Source organism: uncultured Senegalimassilia sp. (assembly GCF_934630535.1).
GTDB lineage: Bacteria > Actinomycetota > Coriobacteriia > Coriobacteriales > Eggerthellaceae > Senegalimassilia.
The window spans coordinates 75,251-93,477 of record NZ_CAKTVU010000003.1; the positions used below are offsets into that span (position 1 = coordinate 75,251).

The window sequence follows — 18,227 nt, forward strand, 5'->3', positions numbered from 1 at the left end:
GGTGGTGCTAGGCCAGGTCATCGGCCTGCTCGGTAAACGTTTCGTCGAGGACGGCCTTCATGGCCCATGGCGGCACCGGTGCGCTTGCATCGGCGGTCTCGGCGTCGGGGAACACGAAGGCGGTATCGAAGGACGGCTTGTGGGCGGGGTAGGTGCCTTGACCGTCGGTGAAGTAGAGAAGGCCGCCGAGGTTTTGGAACTCGCCTCGTTCGAGCGCGTCTTCGACGTAGGCGAATACGGGCCGGAAATCGGTTCCGCCCAGGCCTTCGATCTTCACGTTGTCCAGGAAGTCGTCCAGCTCGTCTAGGCTGTGGACGCAATCGACGGCAGTGACGGCGGCGTCGCATTGCACCAGGTGCACGTTCATGCGGGTGAAAAAGCCCGTCTCGCTCGACAGGATGGAATACGTACGCTCAAGGAAACGCCTGACCAGCCCGTCTTTGGTGGATGCGGAGGTATCGATGGCTATGACGAAGTCGCGGATGCGCCGTTCTTCGACGTATTCCAAAGGCTCGATCAGCGGCAGGTTGCCGTAGCGTGAAAGGCCGTAGCAATAGTAGACGTAGTCGAACTCGTCGTCGTTGACTCGCACGTGCTCGCCCATGCGCGCGAACTTGCGCAAAAAGGCGGTGAAGTCCTGCCTGCGGCGCGTGACCGAGCGCAGGTTCATGGAAAGGTTGGAGCCTTCCACGCCCCAAAGCTTGATATAGGAGTCGAGCTGCACGCCCATTTCAAGCGCCGCGTTCTTCCACTGGTCGCGCGAGCGATCGAGGTTGACGGTGTCGGCGAAGCGGTTCGCCTGTACGCCGCGGGCCTGCTCGGGCGCCTCCTTCTCGGTGATGTCGTCGAGCGACAGGCCGCGGTGGGCCTTGTGATTGGGCTTTGCCTTGCGCGCCTCGTCGGGCATGGGCATGTCCGTGCCGTTCTTGCCCGCCTCGCCGGCCGCGGGGGCGGGGGAATCGGCGGCGTTCTCCTGCTTCTCGCCCGTTTGGGCCTGACGGCGCGCGGCTTCCTCGGCCGCCATGCGGTGCCAGGGCTCGTGATCGTCGGCAACGAAGGGCGCGGCCAGCTGCGCGAGCTGCTGGTCGTCCATCCCCTGGTCGGTGAAGTGGCGGTACAGGGCCTCGGCGGTGAGCTGCGGGCATTCGGCTTGAAGCTGGGCGAGCGCGGCGGTTTGGCGCGCGGCGCGCGGGCTTGCCGTGGCCGGAAGCGCCAGCTGGGTGATGACCGCCTCGACGGCTATATCGCATGCGGCATCCCAGCGCGCAGCGTCCATGTTCGGGTTGGGGAAGGGGTGCAGAAACACGTCATGCAGCATGATGTGCAGGTATGTGCGCGCAAGCTCCTCCGGGCTTGACGCGAAGGTACGCGCCACGTCGGCCGGGCTGTAGCGCAGGTAGGTGCCATCGGTGGCGATGGTCTGCCCGGGTTGCGCCAGCAGCTTGAGATGGGCGAACGCGGCGTTCATGAAGCGCAAGCTGACCAGCAGCTTGTTGCGGGTGAGCTCAAGGGCTTGCTGGGCAAGCCGACCTGAGGCGTTATGTGCCATTGAGGGCCTCCCGTCGCTTGATTTCGTCGCTTCGCGCAGTGTAGCATGGGCGGCAAAGCGGGTAAACACAGGGCCTTGATACGGGAGGTGCTTCGATGGCAGCGGCTGAGGAGATGGTGTTCGCAACGCATGGCGCGAAAGCGCAGGAGGTGGTGGCGCGCGCCCTCGCGGCGCCGGTGAGCCTTGCAGCAGATCAGGTGCGCGAGGTGAGTCCGGGGCGCTCGCAGGCGGGCGAGGTGTGGTCGCCGCAGCTGCTGCCGTATCAATCGTGGGAAGGCGGAGCCGCGCGCGCCGGGCAGGTGGAAGGCGACGCCGACGGCGATCTGCTGGCGGCGGGGTCGCTGGGCATGGGCGTGGACGATGATGCCCGCGCGCGCCTGCTGGCAATGGCGGCCCGGCAAGAAGGCGTGGGCGGCGCGGCCGCCGTGGACGTCCCCGACGAGCAGGACGCCCCAGCCGTGTCGGTCCAGCGCGAGGAGGCTGGCTATGCCCTGGTCGGCTTCGATCTGCGAGCGCTTGCGCAGGCGTCGGGCGTGCAGTCGGGGCTTGCCGTGGTGCTCCCCTCGTTCGTGGACGGCGTTCCCGTGGTGCGCATCGCGCCCGGAGCGTTTGCGCGGCGTTTGGTGCGCGGCGTGGGCGTCGATGTGCTGGTGGTGCCCGATACGGTGCAGCGTATCGGCGCCGGCGCCTTCTCGGCCTTGCCCGGCAGGCATATCCATTTGGGGGCGGGCGTTCGCGCCGGCGGCGCCCAAGCCTGCGATCTTTCCGGCGTCACGCCGCCGCTTGAGCGGCGCACCTATTCAGTAAGCGGGGAAAACGAGCATTATCAAGCGCAGGACGGCAGCCTGCTTTCCGCGGACGGGAAGATGCTTTTGTTCTGCGCCCCGCCCTATGAGGAGCGCTATGTCCTCCCCGACGGCGTGGAGACGGTCGGCGAGACGGCGTTCGCGCAGGGCTGCGAGCCGCCGCATGTGGTGTCGGCGCCGGCATGCTTGCAGCATGTCCGCGCGAAGCAGTGGGATGCCGCGTTGTGGATGTGCCCGGCCGGATGCGACGGCGCGCGCCGCCTGCGCCGTCGAGGCGTGCGCGTGTGCGGCCCCGATGCCATCGAGGCGGACGGCTGCTGGTTCGACTGCCGCGACGGCGCCGCCTTGTTGGTGGCGGGCCCGCAGCCCCCGAAGTCCGCATCGAAGCGCTTTGCCAGCGTGGCGGCGCGTGCGCGCGCCGCGGCGGCCAGCGACGAGGGCGTAGCGGTGGACGCGAAGCAGGCGGCGGCTCGTGCCGAGGCCAACGATTGCGGCGGGCTTGTGTCGGGCGGCAGGTTGGGGCCGGTCGGTCAGGGGCCGTCGGCGGCGGTGCTCGCGCAGCCCCAGGTCGTTGAAACGCTGGCCTTGCCGGCTCGGGTTCGGGGGATGGAGCTTGCGCGTATCGCTCCAAGCGCCTTGCCGTATGCGCCTAAAACCCTGATCATCCCCGCATCGGTTCGCGAGGTCGGGGATGGGAACGCATGCCGGGGGACGAAGCGCCTGGTGCTCCCCGAGGGCCTTGAGCGCGTGGGCGCGCATAGCTTCTGCTCGCGTACGCTCGAGGGGCCCGTCGCCCTGCCGAAATCGCTTCGGTCGGTCGGCGAGGGCAGCTTCGAGTTCTCCGTATGCCGCCTTGCTTGGTCGGGCGTTGCGGTGCACGTGCCCGCCGATCAGCTGCTCAGCTGCTTCACCCTTGACGCCGAGCCCGGGTCCGACCCGTTCGACCTGCCTCGCTACGACGAGGTGCTCAGGTCGGGCAAAAACGTTCCGGATAGGCTTGGGGCGTTGCTGCATCGTCTCGAGCGTCCCGTGGGGCTTGACGCGCAGATGCAGGTCGCTTTCGCCGACGAGGTGCGTGCAGCAGGGCGTGAGGCTCTTGTGCGCATCGCCCGGGAGGGCAGCTTGGAGATGGTGCGCCAGCTGGCTGACCTGGGGCTTATGGAGGACAAGCGCTTCGATGCGCAGATCGAGCTGCTTCGTCAGGGCAACCGTATGGACTGCGTGGCCTTCCTTATGGAGCGGCGGCATCGCAGCGGTGCACAGGCCGACGATGCCGGCGGGCAGGACGCGTCTGCAAGCTTGAGGAGCAAGTTCGCCCTTTAGAGGGAACGGGTGTGCAAGGTTTTCGGGGCATGGGGAGGTTTCTTGCCGACTTATGTCGGATGCCCCGAAAAGCCTTCGCGTGCGCGCTCGTTGTGCGGCAACGCTGGTATACTGTGCTATATAGAACAGCCGTACGTGTTACGGTCGCATGATCCGCACGCAGAAGGAACCGCGATGATCGACGAGATGCAAGTTAAGAACCTGGCGCTGATAAAGCAGGCAGCCCTTGCCCCCGCGCAAGGTCTGACGGTGCTCACGGGCGAGACGGGCGCCGGCAAAACGGCGTTGCTGTCGGCGCTCAAGCTGCTCATGGGCTCCCGTGCGGATAAGGATTCCGTGCGCGATGGCCAGGACGGCTTGGAGGTCAGCGGGCGTTTCTTCGGGCTTTCCCGTGCGTCCTTGGAGGGCGATGGGCAAAGCGATGAAGACGGCGAGTTGGTGGCCGTGCGCCGCGTGGGGGCCGATGGGCGCTCGCGCGTCACGTTGGACGGCCGCATGGCAAGCGTACGGGAGCTGGCGGGTGCCGTGTCCCCTTCGATCGATCTGTGCGGTCAGCATGACCAACAGCAGCTTTTGAAGCCGGCCGCGCACGTGGGCATGCTCGATGCATGGGCCGGGCAGGACGTGGCGGAGGCGCTTCGCGCGTATCAGGAGGCGTTTTCCCAGGCGTCGCGCGCCGCGACGGAGCTTGCCCGGGTCCGCGATGCCGGGGCGGCTTCTTCGGCGAAGCTCGACGAGGCTCGCTTCGTGTTGCAGCGCATCGATGCCGTGGCCCCGCGCGAGGGCGAATACGAGGAGCTTTCGGCCCGGCTTGCCCGTGCCGAGCATGCTGAAACGCTTGCGACGTCGGCGTATCGCGCGCATCAGGCGCTCGGGGGCGACGAGGGCGCCATCGACCTGCTGGGCAGTGCGGTCGCGGCGTTGGACGAGGGTTCCCGCTACGATCCCGAGCTTGGCAAGCTTGCGGAATCCCTGCGCGAGGCGGGCTATGTGCTGGAGGATGTTGCGCGCACGGCCCGGGATTATCGCGATGGGGTGGAGTTCGATCCCGAGGAGCTCGAGCGCGGACAGGAGCGCATGGCGGCATTGCAGGGGCTCATGCGCGTATACGGTCCTCGTATGGCCGACGTGCTCGCAGCGCGCGATGAGGCGGCCGATCTTGTGTCGTTGGTGGACGATGCCGAGGAACGTGAACGTGTCGCGCAGCGAGCGGTCGACGCTGCCGAGCAGGTCTTGGCAGCTGCGGCGCGGGACCTTGACGATGTGCGCGGCGCAGCTGCGCCAAGGTTCTCCCAGGCGGTGTCGGCGCAGATGCAGCGGTTGGAAATGGGAACGGCGCAGCTTGTGTGCGAGCAGCGTGCGCTGCCGCGTGCCTCGTGGACCCGTTCGGGTGCGTCGGAGGTGGAGTTCATGTTCCAGCCCGGCGCCGGCATGCAGGCTCGTCCGCTTGCCCGTATAGCCTCGGGCGGCGAGGTCAGCCGCGTCATGCTGGCTATAAAGGTGGTGCTTGGGCAGGCCGATAGCGTGGACACGTTGGTGTTCGACGAGGTGGACGCCGGTGTGGGCGGCTCTGTGGCCGTGGCGTTGGCCGAGGTCCTGGCCGATCTGGCTCGTAGCCATCAGGTCATCGTGGTGACGCACCTGGCCCAGGTTGCCGTGCATGGCGATGTGCACTATGCGGTCACCAAGATAGCCGGCGACGATGGGATGCCCCAGACCTGCCTGCGACGGCTGTCCGCTGACGAGCGGCCCGCCGAGATCGCCCGCATGCTCTCCGGCGACGCCACGGAGGCGTCCCTTGCCCATGCGCGGGAGATGCTCGGCGCGGTGAAGGGCGTGCAGGGGGAATAAGGCACCGCGCGTCCGCCCTGCAGGGCTTCGGCGTATCCGACCGGGGTTTTCCGGGCTGTCACAAGGGATCTGCATAACTTGAAGGCCGTCGGCTGTGCCGGCGGCCTTTTTGGCGTGCGGGAAGAAAATCGGGTTTGCGACGCGTAAGGTGGATTCGTGCCCGGGCGCCGGCGCGTCTCGGGTTCGTAAAACGGAAGGCGCGCCCGTTTTCGGCGCTGTTCCATGTCGGGCTTTCGGCGTGAAAAGCGCGTTGGTTTTCGGGCGTCGGCGCAGGCCGGCGTCCATTTTTTATGGGTGCGACGTATGGATGGAAGGCTTGCGTGGCCGAATTTAAGCCCGCAAAAAAGAGGTACCAGCCTGCGCCGAAGCTTCGAATTCAGGCGCGCTTTTGTCCTATAACCCCCTGATTGCCCTAAAAAAGAAAAGGCCAGACAAAAAACGTCTGACCTGCGGCTTTAATGGTGGCCGGTACAGGATTTGAACCTGTGACCTTGTGCTTGTAAGGCACCTGCGCTCCCGCTGCGCCAACCGGCCGGATGATTTCCCCGAATGGGTGACGCTTATTGTCGCACAAGAAACCCGCTTTCGCAAATACTGCACAACCCGCCGATGCCGCTGGGCTTGCCCGAGCTTGCCTTTTCGGGCCGGCGGGTTTTTGCATCGGGGCATTCCGCTGGGCCATACGGCTTGCGTTGCTTCGCGGGTTCGCGAATGCACAAGGGGCTGTCTGTCGCAACGCTTTTTGCGGTGCGGGGCAGTGAATATCGAGGGGCTGTCTGCTACAAGGCGATTCGCAGTGTGGAGTTCCTGGATGTCGAGGGGTTGCCTGCCGCAAGGTCTTTTGCGGACGGGAGTCGTGAACCTCGAGGTCGAGGGGCTATCTGCTACAAGGCTTTTCACGCTGCGGATTGGGCTGCTACCGGGGCTGCCTGCTTCTGTAAGCGCTTAGGGCGGGCGAGCGGGTTCCGCATGGCGTTGAATCGGACGGGCCTGCAAGGTTCTGGGGACAAGAGACGGTGCTATCGGCAAGGGTTTCGCAAGATGGCGTTCCCATACTGGGTGATGCGAAGCGAAGGAGGTGCGCATGAGACGGAACAAGACCGCTGCGGCGGGCGCGATATGCGGCGTGCTGTGCGCGTTGTGCGTGCTCGCATATACCCAGTCGGTGCGCGGCGAGGCGGAGCGCGCACGTGCCGACGCCTTGGCCCGCTACGGTGGCGATCAGGTGGAGGTATGCGTGGCAAAACGCGACATAGCCGCAGGTGAAACGGTTGATTCAGGAGCTGTGGAGATGCGCTTGTGGGTGGCTGACCTGTTGCCGCCCGAAGCGGTGCGGAAAGCGTCGGAGGTTGTGGGCGCGAAGGCATCTTCCACGGTGCTTTCCGGAGAGGTTCTTTCCGCAAGAAGGTTCGGCGCGGCATCGTCGGCCATAGACGTGCCCGATGGCAAGGTTGCGATCAGCGTGCCTGCCAAGGACGTGCAGGCGGTGGGCGGTGCGGTGTCGGCGGGCTCGTCGGTGGATGTATATGCCACGGGGAGCGCGGCAACGCAAGTGCTGGCTCGGGGCGTGAACGTGTTGGCGACCAGCGTCGGGACGGACGATCGGCAGGCGTCGGGATCTGCGTCGAAGGTGACGTGGGTGACGCTTGCCGTCGATCCAAACCAGGTCGAGGAGCTTGTATCGGCGGCTCAGAGAACCGAGCTGTATCTGACCTTGCCTGGTGCGGGTGCGCAGTGAGAGAGGCTTTGAGACAAGCGGAAGGAGAGAGGATGTCCATGCCGTTGGTGGCGCTGTGCGCCGATGAGGAATGCTTCCGGCATCCGGAGCTGTTAGGCCTTGAGGGGGAGAACCTGCTGGCGCAGCAGTGGCTTATGCCGTTTACCTCCGCCGAGCAGGCGCGCGCGGCGCTGCGCGATGCGGCGAGCGTGCAGGAGGTGTGGGTCGTTTCCTGCGCCGATGTGGCGCCCATCAACCTTGCGGCCGCGCTGAAGCGCGATCGGCCCGGCAGGCGCGTATGCATGCTGACGGCGCAGGAGTCGGGGTCGCTTCGATCAAGGACGACCGCGGCAGGCGTGGATGCGTCGCTGACCAGGCAGGCTTTCGTCGAGCGTTACGCGCAGTGCAAGCAGGTGGCCATGCGGGCGATCGAGTTGCAGGCGGGGATCGGCCCCGGGGCCGTTTGCGCACCGGCGGGGGAGGCTCCCCAGCAGCAGGCGACGTTCGGCGTCGCGTCTTCGATGACTTCCCCATACGGCGTGGCGACGACGCATTCGGCCGGCTTTTCGGAATCGCTTGAACGGGCGGGGGCGATGGTATCGCCTGCGGAGATGCGGCAGGGCGGATCGTATGCGTCGGCGAACGCCCAGTCGGCCCTTGCCGCTCCATCGGCAGCGAAGGACCTTGCTGCGACCGTTTCCCCCTATGGGGCCGTATCGGGGTTGGGGGCTTCTGGAAGCTCCTCGGCTTCAGCGGCGAACCCGCAGCGCCCGGCGGCGAAGGGCTTTTTGCTGCCGGTGGTGAGCGGTAGCGGGGGCGCGGGCAAAAGCGCGGTCGCCTTGTTGGCGGCACATGCTGCCCAGGGGCTGGGGCTGCGCACGCTGCTGCTCGATTTCGACCTGCAGTTCGGCGATATGGCCCAGCTCATGGGCGTGAAAAAGCCCCTGCGCATCGACGAGGTGCTTGCCCGGCCCGAGCGTCTGGCCGAGCTTTCCTGCGAAGGGAGGGTGCCGGCGCTGCTGGCGGCTCCGGAGCACGTGGACGCCGCCGAGGCGGTGGTTGCGCAGGCGCCGGCGCTTCTCGATGCCGTGCGCGAGCGTTTCGACGTGATCGTGGCGAACACGGGCGGCGCGTGGGCCGAGCAGCATGCGGTGCTGTTGGAGCGCAGCTCGAAGGTGTTGTTCCTGGTCGATCAACGCGCCACGTCGGTGCATGCGGCGCAGCGTGCGCTCGACCTGTGCGCCCGTTGCGGTATCGCCGTCAACCCTTTCCTGTTCACGCTGAACGGATGCGGCAAAGGGGCACCGTTGTCGTCGATGGACGTGTCGTGCGCGCTTAAGGGGGCTCATGTGCGCGAGCTGCCCGATGGCGGCGCCGATGTGGAGGACCTTTTGGCGGCGGGGCTGGTCGGCGATCTGATCGACTCGCGTAACGAGCTGGTCGAAGGCATCGAGGAGCTTATGGCGGAGATGCTGCCCGGCGTATCGGCCGCTGCGACGTCTTCCCGCGAGGGGTCGGGCATGCCCTTCCTGCGCGGAAAACGTTCGCGCAAACGCAAGAAGGCCTGATCGTGACGCTGGCAGAGCGTGCGCAGGCGTTGGGCGCAAGCGGCGGCGAAAGCCGTGCGCCAACGGCGACGCTTGCGCGCTTGAAAGAGGACGTGCGCCTATTCGTGTCGGTTGATGACATAGCGGCGTTGATGGCCTTTGAGCCGGCTCGGGCGCGAAGCGAGCTTTTGGGGGCGTGCCGTCAGGCGTTCGCGCTGCCGGTGTGGCAGGGGGCGGATGCCCTGCGCCGATCGAGATTGTCCGAGCAGCTGGTAGACGAGGTGTTCGGTTTCGGTCCTTTGCAGCCGTTGCTAGCCGATCCGACCATCACCGAGATCATGGTGAACGGCCCTGGCGACGTGTTCTTCGAGCGGCAGGGGCGCCTTGTGCGCAGCGACCGGGCGTTTTCGAGCCAGGCCCAGCTTCGGGCGCTTATCGATCGCGTGCTCGGGCCGCTCGGCAGGCGCGTGGACGAGTCGTCGCCTATGGTGAACGCTCGCATGCCCGAAGGCCATCGCGTGCACGTGGTCATCCCCCCGCTTGCGCCCGACGGGCCGATCGTCACGATCCGCAAGTTCACGCAGCGCGTGATAACGCTGCAGGAGATGGAGCGTTCCGGCTCGATCGACGGGCATTTGCGGCGCTTCCTGGAATGGGCGGTGCTTGCGCGCAAGAACGTGGTGGTGGCCGGTGGCACGGGCAGCGGCAAGACGACGTTGCTCAATGCGTTGTCGTGCTGCATTCCCGCAGGCGAGCGCATCGTGACCATCGAGGATACGGCTGAGCTGCGCTTTCTCGAGCATCCTCACGTGGTGCGCTTAGAGGCGCGCCCGCGCAACGCCGAGGGGGCGGGCGAGGTGACTATCCGCGATCTGGTGATCAACGCGTTGCGCATGCGCCCCGACCGCATCGTGGTGGGCGAGTGCCGCGGCGCGGAGGCGGTGGACATGCTCACCGCGATGAACACGGGCCACGACGGGTCGCTCACCACGCTGCATGCCAATTCCCCGCGCGATGTGCTTTCCCGCGTGGTGACCATGGTGCGCTACGGCGTCGATCTGCCCGTGGACGTCATCGAGGCGAACGCGGCGAGCGCATTCGACGTGGTGGTGCAGACGTCGCGGGCGCTCAGCGGCAGACGGTGCGTGACCCACGTGTCGGAGCTTTCGTACGACCAACGCGAGAGAACCTGTTTTGTGAGGACGTTGTTCGAGCGGCGCTCGCCCGAGGAGGCGGGTCGGTGGCGGGCCCTGCCCGATTGGGTGGACGACCTGCCGGAAACCATCGGGCTTGATGGGGAGGAGGTTTCGGAATGGAAACATCTTGCGTGTTCGGCGCCGCAGCGGCTATAGCCGCGTTTTTCGGTGGCGAATTTTGCACCCGCGCAGTGTTGCGGCGCACCCGGCGTCGGAGGGCGGGCGAAGGCGGCATCGGGCAACATCTTGCGCGCAACGGCGTGCGCTGCGCCGATGGGGTTGCGCGACGCCTGCTTTCCGTGCCCAAGGTCTCCGCTCTTGCGGGCGATGCCCAAGCGGCGTTGCAGGGTCGCGGGGTGGTTTGCACGCCGCGAAGCCTGTGCTCGCTTGCCGTCGCGGCGGCAGCGGCGCTGGCGGTTTGCGTGGGCCTGGTATCGGCATCGCCGTTTGCCGGCGCCGCGGTGGCGGTCTTGGCCTGTGCCGTTGCGGTGGCGCGCATCCACGGCTGGCGCGATCGTCAGGAAGAGGCCTTGCGAGAGGCGGTGCCGGATGCGCTCCACGCCATGGGGTCGTGCTTTCAGGCGGGCTTTTCCCTGCTGCAGACGTTTCAGCAGCTTGCGGGCGAGATAAAGGGGCCGTTAGGGAAAAGGTTCGCAGCCTGTGCGCATCTGCTCGAGACGGGCCACGGCTCGAGCGAGGCTCTAGGGGCGCTGCGCGCGGGCGGGACGAGATCGGAGCTTGCGTTCGTGGCGGTGGCGCTCGATGTGCAGCACCAGGCGGGCGGCAGCATGCGCCCGGTGCTCGAGGCGGCGCGCGAGACGGTCGAAGGAGAGCTGGCTTTGCGCCGTGCATTACGGGTGCAGACGGCCCAGGCGCGGCTGTCGGCGCGCGTGGTCACGGTGATGCCTTTCGCCTTGGTTGCGGTGTTCTCGCTGGTGAGCAAAGGGTTTTTGAATCCGTTCCTGCACAGCCCGCTGGGATTGGGCCTGCTGGGCTTGGCGTGTGCGATGGAGGTTGCGGGCGTGCTCGCCGTGCGCCGCATGTTGAACGTGGAGGTGTCGTGATGGTAAATGCGGCGGCGTTGCCCGCGATTGCGGGCATCCTCGGTGCGGCTTCGGGAGCGTGCCTGGGTTGGGCGGGCGCGAGATCGGTTCGCCGAGTCCGGGCGGCGAGGGCCCGCGCGCCTGATGGCGGGCGGGGGCAGGGCGGCGTGCAGGCGGGCGCATGCCTTTCGTACTTGGAAGGTCTGAGCAGGCGTTTGGCGTTGCGGGCCACCCGCCCGATGCTGCCCGTCGGCGCGTTGCGCCGTGCGCGTGCGCGCTTCGAGGAGCAGGTGGGCAAGGCCGGCCTTTCCGGGACGGTGTCGGCCCAGGCGTGTTGCGAGGGCGCGGTGCGCCTTGCCGCGGCGGGTGCGGCGGCGGGGGCGTTGTTGGGTTGCACGGCGTCGAACGAGCTTGCGGCGGTCGGTTGTATGGCGGGCGGCATAGCAGGTGCGGCTGCGCCGGGGCGCGCCGTCCGCGGCGCTCGGCGCCTGCGTGCCCAGGAGCTGGAACGCAGCATGTCGGAGATGTTGGAGGTGGTGGCGCTCGGCGTGCGCAGCGGGCTTTCGTTCGATCGCAGCCTGCAGCTGTACACGGGGCATTTCGATGATGGGCTGGCACGCGAGTGCGCTGCGGCGCAACGGTCGTGGCAGGCGGGGCTTGCCACCCGCCAAGACGCTTTGCGCGCCTTGGCGCAAGGGTACGACAACCCGCTGTTCTCGCGCACGGTGTCGGCCATTATCCGCTCGCTGCGGTTCGGCACTTCGCTCGGCGAGGTGTTGGAGCAGTCGGCGGAGCAGGCTCGTGCGGCGCGAAAGGCGCAGGTGGAGGAGCGGGTGGCGAAGGCGCCCGTGAAGATGATGATCCCCACGGGGACGCTGATCTTGCCCGCCATGCTGCTTTTGGTGTTAGGGCCCGTGTTGTTGGAGCTTATGGAAGGGATATAGGCATGGTTCGAGCGGTTATGGATGCGTATCGGCGGGCGTTGGCGAAGGCTACGTGCAAACTTGCCCGCCTTCAACGCGGCGAGGACGGGCAGGGAACTACCGAGTACGCCATCTTGGTGGGCGTGCTGGTGGTGATAGCCATTATCGCCATAACGGTTTTCCGTCCGAAATTGCAGGAGCTGTGGGATGCGATTGCCGACGGAATCAACAGCCTGTAGGAGGGTTGCATCACGCGATTGCGCAGGTCAGGCGACGGTTGAGTTCGCGCTGGTTGCCGTGGCGTTCCTTTCGGTCGTGCTTGGGATGGGCGCGCTTTGGCGCAGCGTCTCGGCGGGCGCGTTCGTCGATCATGCGCTGTCGTGCGCATCCCATTGCGTGGCGGGATCGTTGCCCGGGGCGCTGGCGGATGCGGTGCTGTATTAGCTCTCGAGGTTCGCAAGGGGGGCGGGGCTTGGACGTTTTGCGCGTTGGCGAGCGCGGGCAGGCGACCGTGGAGGCGGCGTTTCTCATCCCGGTCCTGTTCACGGTGCTGTTGCTGTCCGTGCAGCCCGGCATGGTCCTGTACGACCGGATGGTCATGCAGGCGGCGGCAAGCGATGCGTGCAGGCTTGCCGCCGTCAAGACCGATGCCGTAGGCGATTCGTCGCAGGCCGTTGAGGCGTTCGTCCGCCATAGGCTGGGCGCCATCCCGCCCGTCCCCTGCTTTCACGTGCACGAGGGAGGTTGCAGTTGGGAGGTGTCCGTGCAAGGGGATGAGCGCTCGGAGAAGGTGAGCGTGGAGGTTGTCGGCAAGATCAAGCCGCTGCCGTTTTTGGACGCGGGCGCCGTGCTGTTCGGTATGACCGACGGCGATGGGCTGTTGACGGTGAAGGCCCGTTGCGAGCGGGCGACGCAGCCCGAGTGGGTTGCGGGCAGCCCGCAGGGGCTTGACCCCGAGGCTTGGATAGGAGCTTGGCTATGAGCGTGCCTCACAAGATGGCGCAGGCGTTTTCCCTGCGGGACGAGGACGGGATGACCACGGTCGGCATGGTGGTGTCGCTTCTGCTGGCGCTGTCGATGATCTTCTCGTCGGCCCAGGTGTACCGGATCCAATCCGTGTCATCGCGCGTGCAGTCGGTGGCCGATGCCGGCGCGCTTGCGGCGGGCAACGTGGTGGCGGAGTTCATGGTGGCGGTGCGCGTGTGCGATTCCGTGGCCCTGTCCTTGTCGCTGACCAGCTTGACGTCCACGGGTTTGGGAATCGTCGCATGTTGCGTTCCCGGCGGGCAGGGCGTGGGCGCCAAGCTGCTCGAGGCCGGCGCACGCGTGGCAGATGCCCGTGACTCGTTCTCGAAGACCGCTTCCGAGGGTTTGACGCGCGTTCAGAAGGCCCTCCCTTTTTTGGCGGCGGCCAGCGCGGCGTCGGTTGCGCAGGGAAACGGATCGAACGGGTCCGATTACACGGCGCTCGCTTTGCTGGTGCCCGATTCCGTCGAGGATATCCGGGTGCCGCAAGAGGACGCTCGCGCCAAGCAAGCTCGCGAAGACGCGCTTGACCAGGCCGAGGAGGTAAAGGAGCTGGCGCAGCGGGCCGAGGAGGCGGCCGTGCGGGCCCAAGACGCCAAGCAGCGCGCCTTCGAGCATGATTGCGGCGCCCGTCCGGGCTGGTGCATGGCCGAGCGCGCCGAGACCTTGGCGCATATGACGGGCGCGCAAAACCCGGTGTACTCGAGCGTGGATGCGTGGTCGTTTTCCGTAGCGCTTCGTCGGGCGCAGGCGTATTACCCGGCGCGTCTGGCGGTCGAGCGGCCCGAGGACGGCAGCGTGCAGGCTCAGGCGCAGTCGGCGTTGCGCAAGCGTTTCTACGCCTTCGCCGCACAGGAGGTGTCGCGCGGATATGTCAGGGAGGGCGATTCGTTCGAGGCCCTGTTCCCGCATTTGCCCGCCAATACCGCGCAGATGCGGGAGACTGAGTTGTTCACGCAAGCGGTGTATCCGGTGGGCGTAGCGGACGGCTCCCCTGTTCTGCATGCGTGGGATGGCTGCCCGAAGGCGGTGGGGTCGTCGTCGAGGGCCTCTCTTCGCGATATGGAGGCGGGCGCGTGGGAGACGTGCTCCGAATGCGGCTTCACGGCGGCAAGCCTTGGCAAGGTGGCGGCAGCCTCCACGTCGATAGGCAACGGCTTCGAGCACCACTATGAGCAGGTGGCGCTTGCCGCCGAGGAATACCAAAAGGCACTTGAAGAGGGGGCGCCGGCGAAGCAGGAGGCGAAAAACCGCGTGTCCAAGCTGCTCGACCAGTTGCGCGATGCTTGTTTAAGCGTGGGATCGTTTCGCATCGATGCGGATCCGCCCGGAGGCAAGGGGGTGGTCTGCCTTGCGGTGAATACGGGCCCCGATGCCCCCGACAAGGGGTTCGAGTCCGCGTTTGTGCAGGCGAGCGGTCAGCTAGGGTGCCGCGTGGCGATATCGGCGGCAACGCTGGTGGCCGATCCGTCCGGCGAGGGCCGAAGCGTCATCGCCTCTTTGACCGATGGCTTTGCGTCGGATTCGGCGCTTGCAGGGGTGTTGGGAGCCGCGGCGGGCGTTTGGTCGGGGGCGCTAAGCGCCTATGCCGACGGGCAATCGGCGCTGGATACGGCGGTTCGCGAGGGTTTGGGGGGTTTGCCCCTTATAAGCGCCTCCGGTTTGGGGGATTGGGCCGCCGATGCGCTTTCGGACGCGTTTCGCGTCGTGGGGCTTCAGCCGGCGAACCTGGATGCGCTGCGTCCGGCAACGGTGAACACGGCGCACGTCGCGCAGGCCGGCGACGGGGCGTTTTGCGCCCGTTTGCTCGAGGTGAAGCGGCAGGCGGTCGAGCATCCGCTCATGTCCAACGACGTGTTCTCGTCGGTGGTCGGCGCCGTTCGCAGGGATGTGCTGCAGCGTTTCGATGCGTGGGGCGATTCCGTGGAAGTGGCGACCATCGACATAGGCGGCGTTCAGGTGCCTGTAACGGTGGCCCTACCCCCGGCGGTGAAGGAGTACGCCTCGGACGCCATCGGGGCTGTGGCCGACAAGCTTCTGTCCGTGTACGCGAGTGTGACGGGATTGCGGCAATGGGATTGATGGTCGATCGGATGCGTGCTGCCGGCAGGTCGTCCGGACAGATGACGGTGGAGTTCGTGGCGGCGCTGCCCGTGCTCATAGCGGTTGCGGCGGTTTCGGTGAACGCCCTGACGTTTTTCGGATGGTGCGCGGCGTTCGATAACGACTTCCGCGATTCGGTCCGGGTGTATGCCGCATCGCCGGCGTACGGGCAGGGCACAGGCGATACCTGTGCGCTCGTCGAGCGGGCCCTCGATGAACGGTTGAGCGCGGACAACTTGTCGGTAAGCGTTTCGGCGCATGGCATCTCAGCAGGTCATACATCGTTTTCGGCCACGCTCGAGTACATGCCCACGCTATTCGGCCTGGGATTGAGATCGGAGGTGATGGGGGTGGCGATGCCGAAGCTGTCGCATACCGAGGAGCTGGTGGTGGATTGCTATAAGCCGGGAGTGCTGCTGTGAGCGCCTGTCAAGGGCGTGCTGCGTGCGATGGCGATCGTTCGGCAAGGCGCGCGGCGCGCGCAGCGCTCATCGTGGCAGCGGGAATCGCGTTTCTCGCCATCTCCGATGCCGCTCATGCCCAGGCGGTGTGGCGGATGACCTCGGAATCCTCTTCCTTTGCTGGCTTCGATGCGGTCATGGGGACGGTTGATGACGGGTTCGCCTGTTCGCCCTCGGATGTTCCTGAGGTGTTCAAGACCGAGCTGCTGCCTGTGGCGCGCAGGCGCGGGTTGCGCTGCAATCCCGAATCGCGCCTGGTGGGATTCGATTATGAAGGCAGCGCCTTCGATGCTCTGCGGGAAGTGCGGGATGCTCTCGAGCGCGGCGGATGGCGCACGACCGCCGCGAGGGAGGGCTCGTGCGCGACGTTCGTGAAAGGCGACGGAGCCTGTCGCTGGGCGTTTGTCCAGTGCGTGCAGATGGCGCAAGGATCGAGCGTGGTGGTGCAGTGGTCGGAGTGCGGGAAGGAAGGGCTTTCGTGAAGGGAAAGGATGCGTCGATGAGATTGGCGGTCGGCTTCGGGGCGCGCGTGCGCGGTTTGCTGGGGGCGAAGCGGTCGAAGGGCGTCGTCATGCTGGCGCCGTGCAACGACGTTCACACGTTCGGCATGGCCGAGCTGATTGACATCGCTTTTTTGGACGAGCGGGGGCAGGTGTTGGAGTCGTACCGGGCCGTCGGGCCGCGCAGACGCGTCAGGTGCCGTAATGCGGTGGCCGTTTTAGAGCGGTTTTCCGTGAACGACCCGCCATGGTTTTCGGCAGGGGAGCATGTGGAGATGACGAGAAAGGACGGTGCGGGGAAATGAGGATATGCCCGGTTTGCCATGCGAGAGCGTTCGATGATGCCGAGATCTGCTACGGGTGCATGCATCGCTTCGGCGTCAAGGATGCGGCGGCTTCGCCGGTGCCAGGCGGCGCGCACAAGGGAGGGGCTGCCAGGTCGTTGCCCAAGGAGGCCCAGGTGTGCGTCCAGGCGCCGATTCCTGGTCAAAACGCGGCTCCTTGGGCCGATGCGCAGCAGGTCGATCTGGTGAAGGGTCGTTTGGCGGAGCAGCCGAAGGCGCCGATGCCCGATGACGGTGCTTCCAGCACCGAGCAGCGCCTGGACCCTGGGTCTTCCGTGGGCGTTCCCGTTGTCGCCAGGAACGTGAACGTTTCTTCCGAAGGGGCGGACATCGTGGTGCGCATCGAGCTGGTCGGAGCTTTGGAGGCGAATGCCGCAGGCGAGGATGATGCGGCTCGGCGCGCAGCTCAGGCCGCTGCCTGCCAGCTGTTGCGTCGAGGTAGGCCCGTGAGGGGGTCGAATGGCGCCCGCCCGGCCGATGTGCAGCGAGGAGCATCGGCCGGGCAAGGGGCTGAACAGGCGAGACCGACCTATCCGCGTCATGCTGCCGAATTGCAGGAGGCAAGCGCATGACGGGGTATGCGCTGGCTGTGCTGGCCGTATACGCGATCATCGGGGCCGCAGTGGGCGCATTTGCGGTCCCCCGAATCGCCGACATGCTGCTGAGCAGGGCGTATTTGCGCTCTTATACCTGGTGGTATCGCTGCTTGGATGATCTTTCCCGCTATCGCGATGCTTTCCCGGGCCGGCTTCCCCGTCAAAGCGAGAAGGGGTCTGCCGGTGCCGTGGGCATGTGGCTTGAGGATTGCCGTTCCCAGGCTCTGAAAGGGACGCTCACGCACGAACGCGCCGAAGCGCTTCGAGAGGCGGGCATCGACGTGGGCAAGGGCTCCTCGGCGCGAAGCGAAGCCGAGCAGCGGCGACGTTGCTCGTTTTCGGCTCGGGCGTGGCAACGGGCGGTGCTCGCCGCGGCCATGGCGTTGTGGTTCGCGGCCCAACCGCTATCGGGCGCCCCGTGGCATCAGGGCTGCCTGCTGTGCGTGTGCGGTGCGGTCATGGCGTCGGGGGTGGTGTGCGATCTGCGGGCAAGGGTGATCCCTTTGGAATGCTGCGCGGCGCTTCTCGTCGTCGGGGGCGCCTATCAGCTGCTTCGCCATGGCTCTGCCGGCATCGCGGAGGGGGCCGTCGCCGCGGCGGTGGTGCTGGCGGTGTGTTGGGTGGCGAACCTCATTGCGCGCAAGAGCGGCGGATCGGTGGGCTTCGGCGATATCCGTTGCATGACGGCGCTGGCGTTCGCGTGCGGTCCCGCAACGCTTTTGGGGGCGGCGGCTTGCTATGCGTCGGCGTGCGCGTTTTCCCTTGCAGGGATGCTGGTGCACCGGCTTGGTCGCCGCGACGGCATCCCCATGGCGCCGTTTTTATCCATATGGCTGGCGGTGGGGACGACGGTGCTCGGATGAGAACGGGTACGGAAAGGAGGTGGTGCCTTTGGGCTGGTTAGGCGCTGGTTCGATTCGGTAACAAGGAAAAAGGCAGCGAATGGAAAGGTTTGGATATGAACACGAACATGGATATGAACATGAACGGCGTTTCCCTGAAGGGTTTTGCGGACAAGGCTCGCGCTCTGGCGTATCGCGGCGAGGAGGATGGCGGATCGGAGATCGTGCAGGTGGTTATCGCCTTGGGCTTCGCCGTTGGCTTGGGGGCGGCGCTCATGCTTTTGCAAACGCAGGTCAACACGGCGATCACGTCTGCCGGCAGCTCGGTTACGAGCATGTTCAAGAGCGTGACGAGCGGCGCGGTCAGCAGCAAGTAGCCGCGCCTTCCCGGCTGGTCGGC

The 18,227-nt window shown here is 66.5% G+C and carries 18 protein-coding genes and 1 tRNA gene; 17 read left to right on the plus strand and 2 right to left on the minus strand.

Annotated elements, in window-relative coordinates:
• Positions 1-7: 7 nt before the first annotated feature.
• Positions 8-1,549 (minus strand): VWA-like domain-containing protein, encoded by a 1,542-nt coding sequence (locus Q0D52_RS02915; protein WP_294380017.1) that lies wholly within the window; start codon positions 1,547-1,549, stop codon positions 8-10.
• A 95-nt stretch (positions 1,550-1,644) separates the two neighbouring features.
• On the opposite strand from Q0D52_RS02915, the gene Q0D52_RS02920 reads away from it, so the two are divergent.
• Entirely contained in the window at positions 1,645-3,678 is a 2,034-nt protein-coding gene (locus tag Q0D52_RS02920) for a hypothetical protein (protein WP_294380018.1), read from the plus strand.
• 174 nt (positions 3,679-3,852) lie between these two features.
• On the plus strand, positions 3,853-5,529 hold the full coding sequence (gene recN, locus Q0D52_RS02925; RefSeq protein WP_294380019.1) for a DNA repair protein RecN: 1,677 nt from the start codon (positions 3,853-3,855) through the stop codon (positions 5,527-5,529).
• Positions 5,530-5,988: 459 nt separating this feature from the next.
• Here the strand turns inward: recN and Q0D52_RS02930 are convergent.
• Positions 5,989-6,063: transfer RNA gene (locus Q0D52_RS02930), tRNA-Val, on the minus strand.
• Between the two features lie 550 nt (positions 6,064-6,613).
• On the opposite strand from Q0D52_RS02930, the gene cpaB reads away from it, so the two are divergent.
• The 15 genes from cpaB (at position 6,614) to Q0D52_RS03005 (ending at position 18,204) form a co-directional block, all read left to right on the plus strand.
• On the plus strand, positions 6,614-7,267 hold the full coding sequence (gene cpaB, locus Q0D52_RS02935; protein ID WP_294380020.1) for a Flp pilus assembly protein CpaB: 654 nt from the start codon (positions 6,614-6,616) through the stop codon (positions 7,265-7,267).
• Between the two features lie 32 nt (positions 7,268-7,299).
• Entirely contained in the window at positions 7,300-8,814 is a 1,515-nt protein-coding gene (locus tag Q0D52_RS02940; RefSeq protein ID WP_294380021.1) for a hypothetical protein, read from the plus strand.
• Positions 8,815-8,816: 2 nt separating this feature from the next.
• Complete coding sequence (locus Q0D52_RS02945) at positions 8,817-10,145, plus strand: CpaF family protein (RefSeq protein ID WP_294360420.1); 1,329 nt, start codon at positions 8,817-8,819, stop codon at positions 10,143-10,145.
• On the plus strand, positions 10,106-11,053 hold the full coding sequence (locus Q0D52_RS02950) for a type II secretion system F family protein (protein WP_294380022.1): 948 nt from the start codon (positions 10,106-10,108) through the stop codon (positions 11,051-11,053). Before Q0D52_RS02945 ends, Q0D52_RS02950 begins: the two co-directional genes overlap by 40 nt.
• Positions 11,053-11,976 carry a type II secretion system F family protein gene (locus tag Q0D52_RS02955; protein WP_294380189.1) on the plus strand — a complete coding sequence of 308 codons (924 nt, stop codon included), beginning with the start codon at positions 11,053-11,055 and terminating at the stop codon, positions 11,974-11,976. The genes Q0D52_RS02950 and Q0D52_RS02955 overlap by 1 nt, the downstream gene beginning before the upstream one ends.
• Before the next feature lie 2 nt (positions 11,977-11,978).
• Positions 11,979-12,194, plus strand: a complete 216-nt coding sequence (locus Q0D52_RS02960; RefSeq protein WP_294360425.1) for a hypothetical protein — start codon at positions 11,979-11,981, stop codon at positions 12,192-12,194.
• Positions 12,163-12,399: a TadE/TadG family type IV pilus assembly protein gene (locus tag Q0D52_RS02965; protein ID WP_294380023.1), complete on the plus strand. Its 237-nt coding sequence runs from the start codon at positions 12,163-12,165 to the stop codon at positions 12,397-12,399. Before Q0D52_RS02960 ends, Q0D52_RS02965 begins: the two co-directional genes overlap by 32 nt.
• 28 nt (positions 12,400-12,427) lie before the next feature.
• A complete protein-coding gene (locus tag Q0D52_RS02970; RefSeq protein ID WP_294380024.1) occupies positions 12,428-12,937 on the plus strand; it encodes a TadE family protein in 510 nt (169 codons plus the stop codon).
• The gene (locus Q0D52_RS02975; RefSeq protein WP_294380026.1) at positions 12,934-15,063 is read left to right on the plus strand and encodes a hypothetical protein; all 2,130 of its coding nucleotides are present in this window, start codon (positions 12,934-12,936) and stop codon (positions 15,061-15,063) included. The genes Q0D52_RS02970 and Q0D52_RS02975 overlap by 4 nt, the downstream gene beginning before the upstream one ends.
• Positions 15,054-15,506, plus strand: coding sequence for a hypothetical protein (locus Q0D52_RS02980; RefSeq protein ID WP_294360434.1), 453 nt, complete (start codon positions 15,054-15,056; stop codon positions 15,504-15,506). The genes Q0D52_RS02975 and Q0D52_RS02980 overlap by 10 nt, the downstream gene beginning before the upstream one ends.
• Entirely contained in the window at positions 15,503-16,027 is a 525-nt protein-coding gene (locus Q0D52_RS02985; protein WP_294380028.1) for a hypothetical protein, read from the plus strand. The genes Q0D52_RS02980 and Q0D52_RS02985 overlap by 4 nt, the downstream gene beginning before the upstream one ends.
• A 17-nt stretch (positions 16,028-16,044) precedes the next feature.
• Positions 16,045-16,350: a DUF192 domain-containing protein gene (locus Q0D52_RS02990; protein ID WP_294380029.1), complete on the plus strand. Its 306-nt coding sequence runs from the start codon at positions 16,045-16,047 to the stop codon at positions 16,348-16,350.
• On the plus strand, positions 16,347-16,961 hold the full coding sequence (locus Q0D52_RS02995) for a hypothetical protein (protein WP_294380031.1): 615 nt from the start codon (positions 16,347-16,349) through the stop codon (positions 16,959-16,961). Before Q0D52_RS02990 ends, Q0D52_RS02995 begins: the two co-directional genes overlap by 4 nt.
• Positions 16,958-17,848, plus strand: coding sequence for a prepilin peptidase (locus Q0D52_RS03000; protein WP_294360444.1), 891 nt, complete (start codon positions 16,958-16,960; stop codon positions 17,846-17,848). The genes Q0D52_RS02995 and Q0D52_RS03000 overlap by 4 nt, the downstream gene beginning before the upstream one ends.
• A gap of 95 nt (positions 17,849-17,943) precedes the next feature.
• Positions 17,944-18,204 carry a hypothetical protein gene (locus tag Q0D52_RS03005; protein WP_294380191.1) on the plus strand — a complete coding sequence of 87 codons (261 nt, stop codon included), beginning with the start codon at positions 17,944-17,946 and terminating at the stop codon, positions 18,202-18,204.
• Positions 18,205-18,227 lie beyond the last annotated feature (23 nt).

Bases quoted from the DNA above. Each gene is read 5' to 3' on its own strand.
- Q0D52_RS02915 (WP_294380017.1), bottom strand. From the start codon at position 1,549: ATGGCACATAACGCCTCAGGTCGGCTTGCCCAGCAAGCCCTTGAGCTC.
- Q0D52_RS02920 (WP_294380018.1), top strand. From the start codon at position 1,645: ATGGCAGCGGCTGAGGAGATGGTGTTCGCAACGCATGGCGCGAAAGCG.
- recN (WP_294380019.1), top strand. From the start codon at position 3,853: ATGATCGACGAGATGCAAGTTAAGAACCTGGCGCTGATAAAGCAGGCA.
- cpaB (WP_294380020.1), top strand. From the start codon at position 6,614: ATGAGACGGAACAAGACCGCTGCGGCGGGCGCGATATGCGGCGTGCTG.
- Q0D52_RS02940 (WP_294380021.1), top strand. From the start codon at position 7,300: ATGTCCATGCCGTTGGTGGCGCTGTGCGCCGATGAGGAATGCTTCCGG.
- Q0D52_RS02950 (WP_294380022.1), top strand. From the start codon at position 10,106: ATGGAAACATCTTGCGTGTTCGGCGCCGCAGCGGCTATAGCCGCGTTT.
- Q0D52_RS02955 (WP_294380189.1), top strand. From the start codon at position 11,053: ATGGTAAATGCGGCGGCGTTGCCCGCGATTGCGGGCATCCTCGGTGCG.
- Q0D52_RS02960 (WP_294360425.1), top strand. From the start codon at position 11,979: ATGGTTCGAGCGGTTATGGATGCGTATCGGCGGGCGTTGGCGAAGGCT.
- Q0D52_RS02965 (WP_294380023.1), top strand. From the start codon at position 12,163: ATGCGATTGCCGACGGAATCAACAGCCTGTAGGAGGGTTGCATCACGC.
- Q0D52_RS02975 (WP_294380026.1), top strand. From the start codon at position 12,934: ATGAGCGTGCCTCACAAGATGGCGCAGGCGTTTTCCCTGCGGGACGAG.
- Q0D52_RS02980 (WP_294360434.1), top strand. From the start codon at position 15,054: ATGGGATTGATGGTCGATCGGATGCGTGCTGCCGGCAGGTCGTCCGGA.
- Q0D52_RS02990 (WP_294380029.1), top strand. From the start codon at position 16,045: ATGAGATTGGCGGTCGGCTTCGGGGCGCGCGTGCGCGGTTTGCTGGGG.
- Q0D52_RS02995 (WP_294380031.1), top strand. From the start codon at position 16,347: ATGAGGATATGCCCGGTTTGCCATGCGAGAGCGTTCGATGATGCCGAG.
- Q0D52_RS03000 (WP_294360444.1), top strand. From the start codon at position 16,958: ATGACGGGGTATGCGCTGGCTGTGCTGGCCGTATACGCGATCATCGGG.
- Q0D52_RS03005 (WP_294380191.1), top strand. From the start codon at position 17,944: ATGAACACGAACATGGATATGAACATGAACGGCGTTTCCCTGAAGGGT.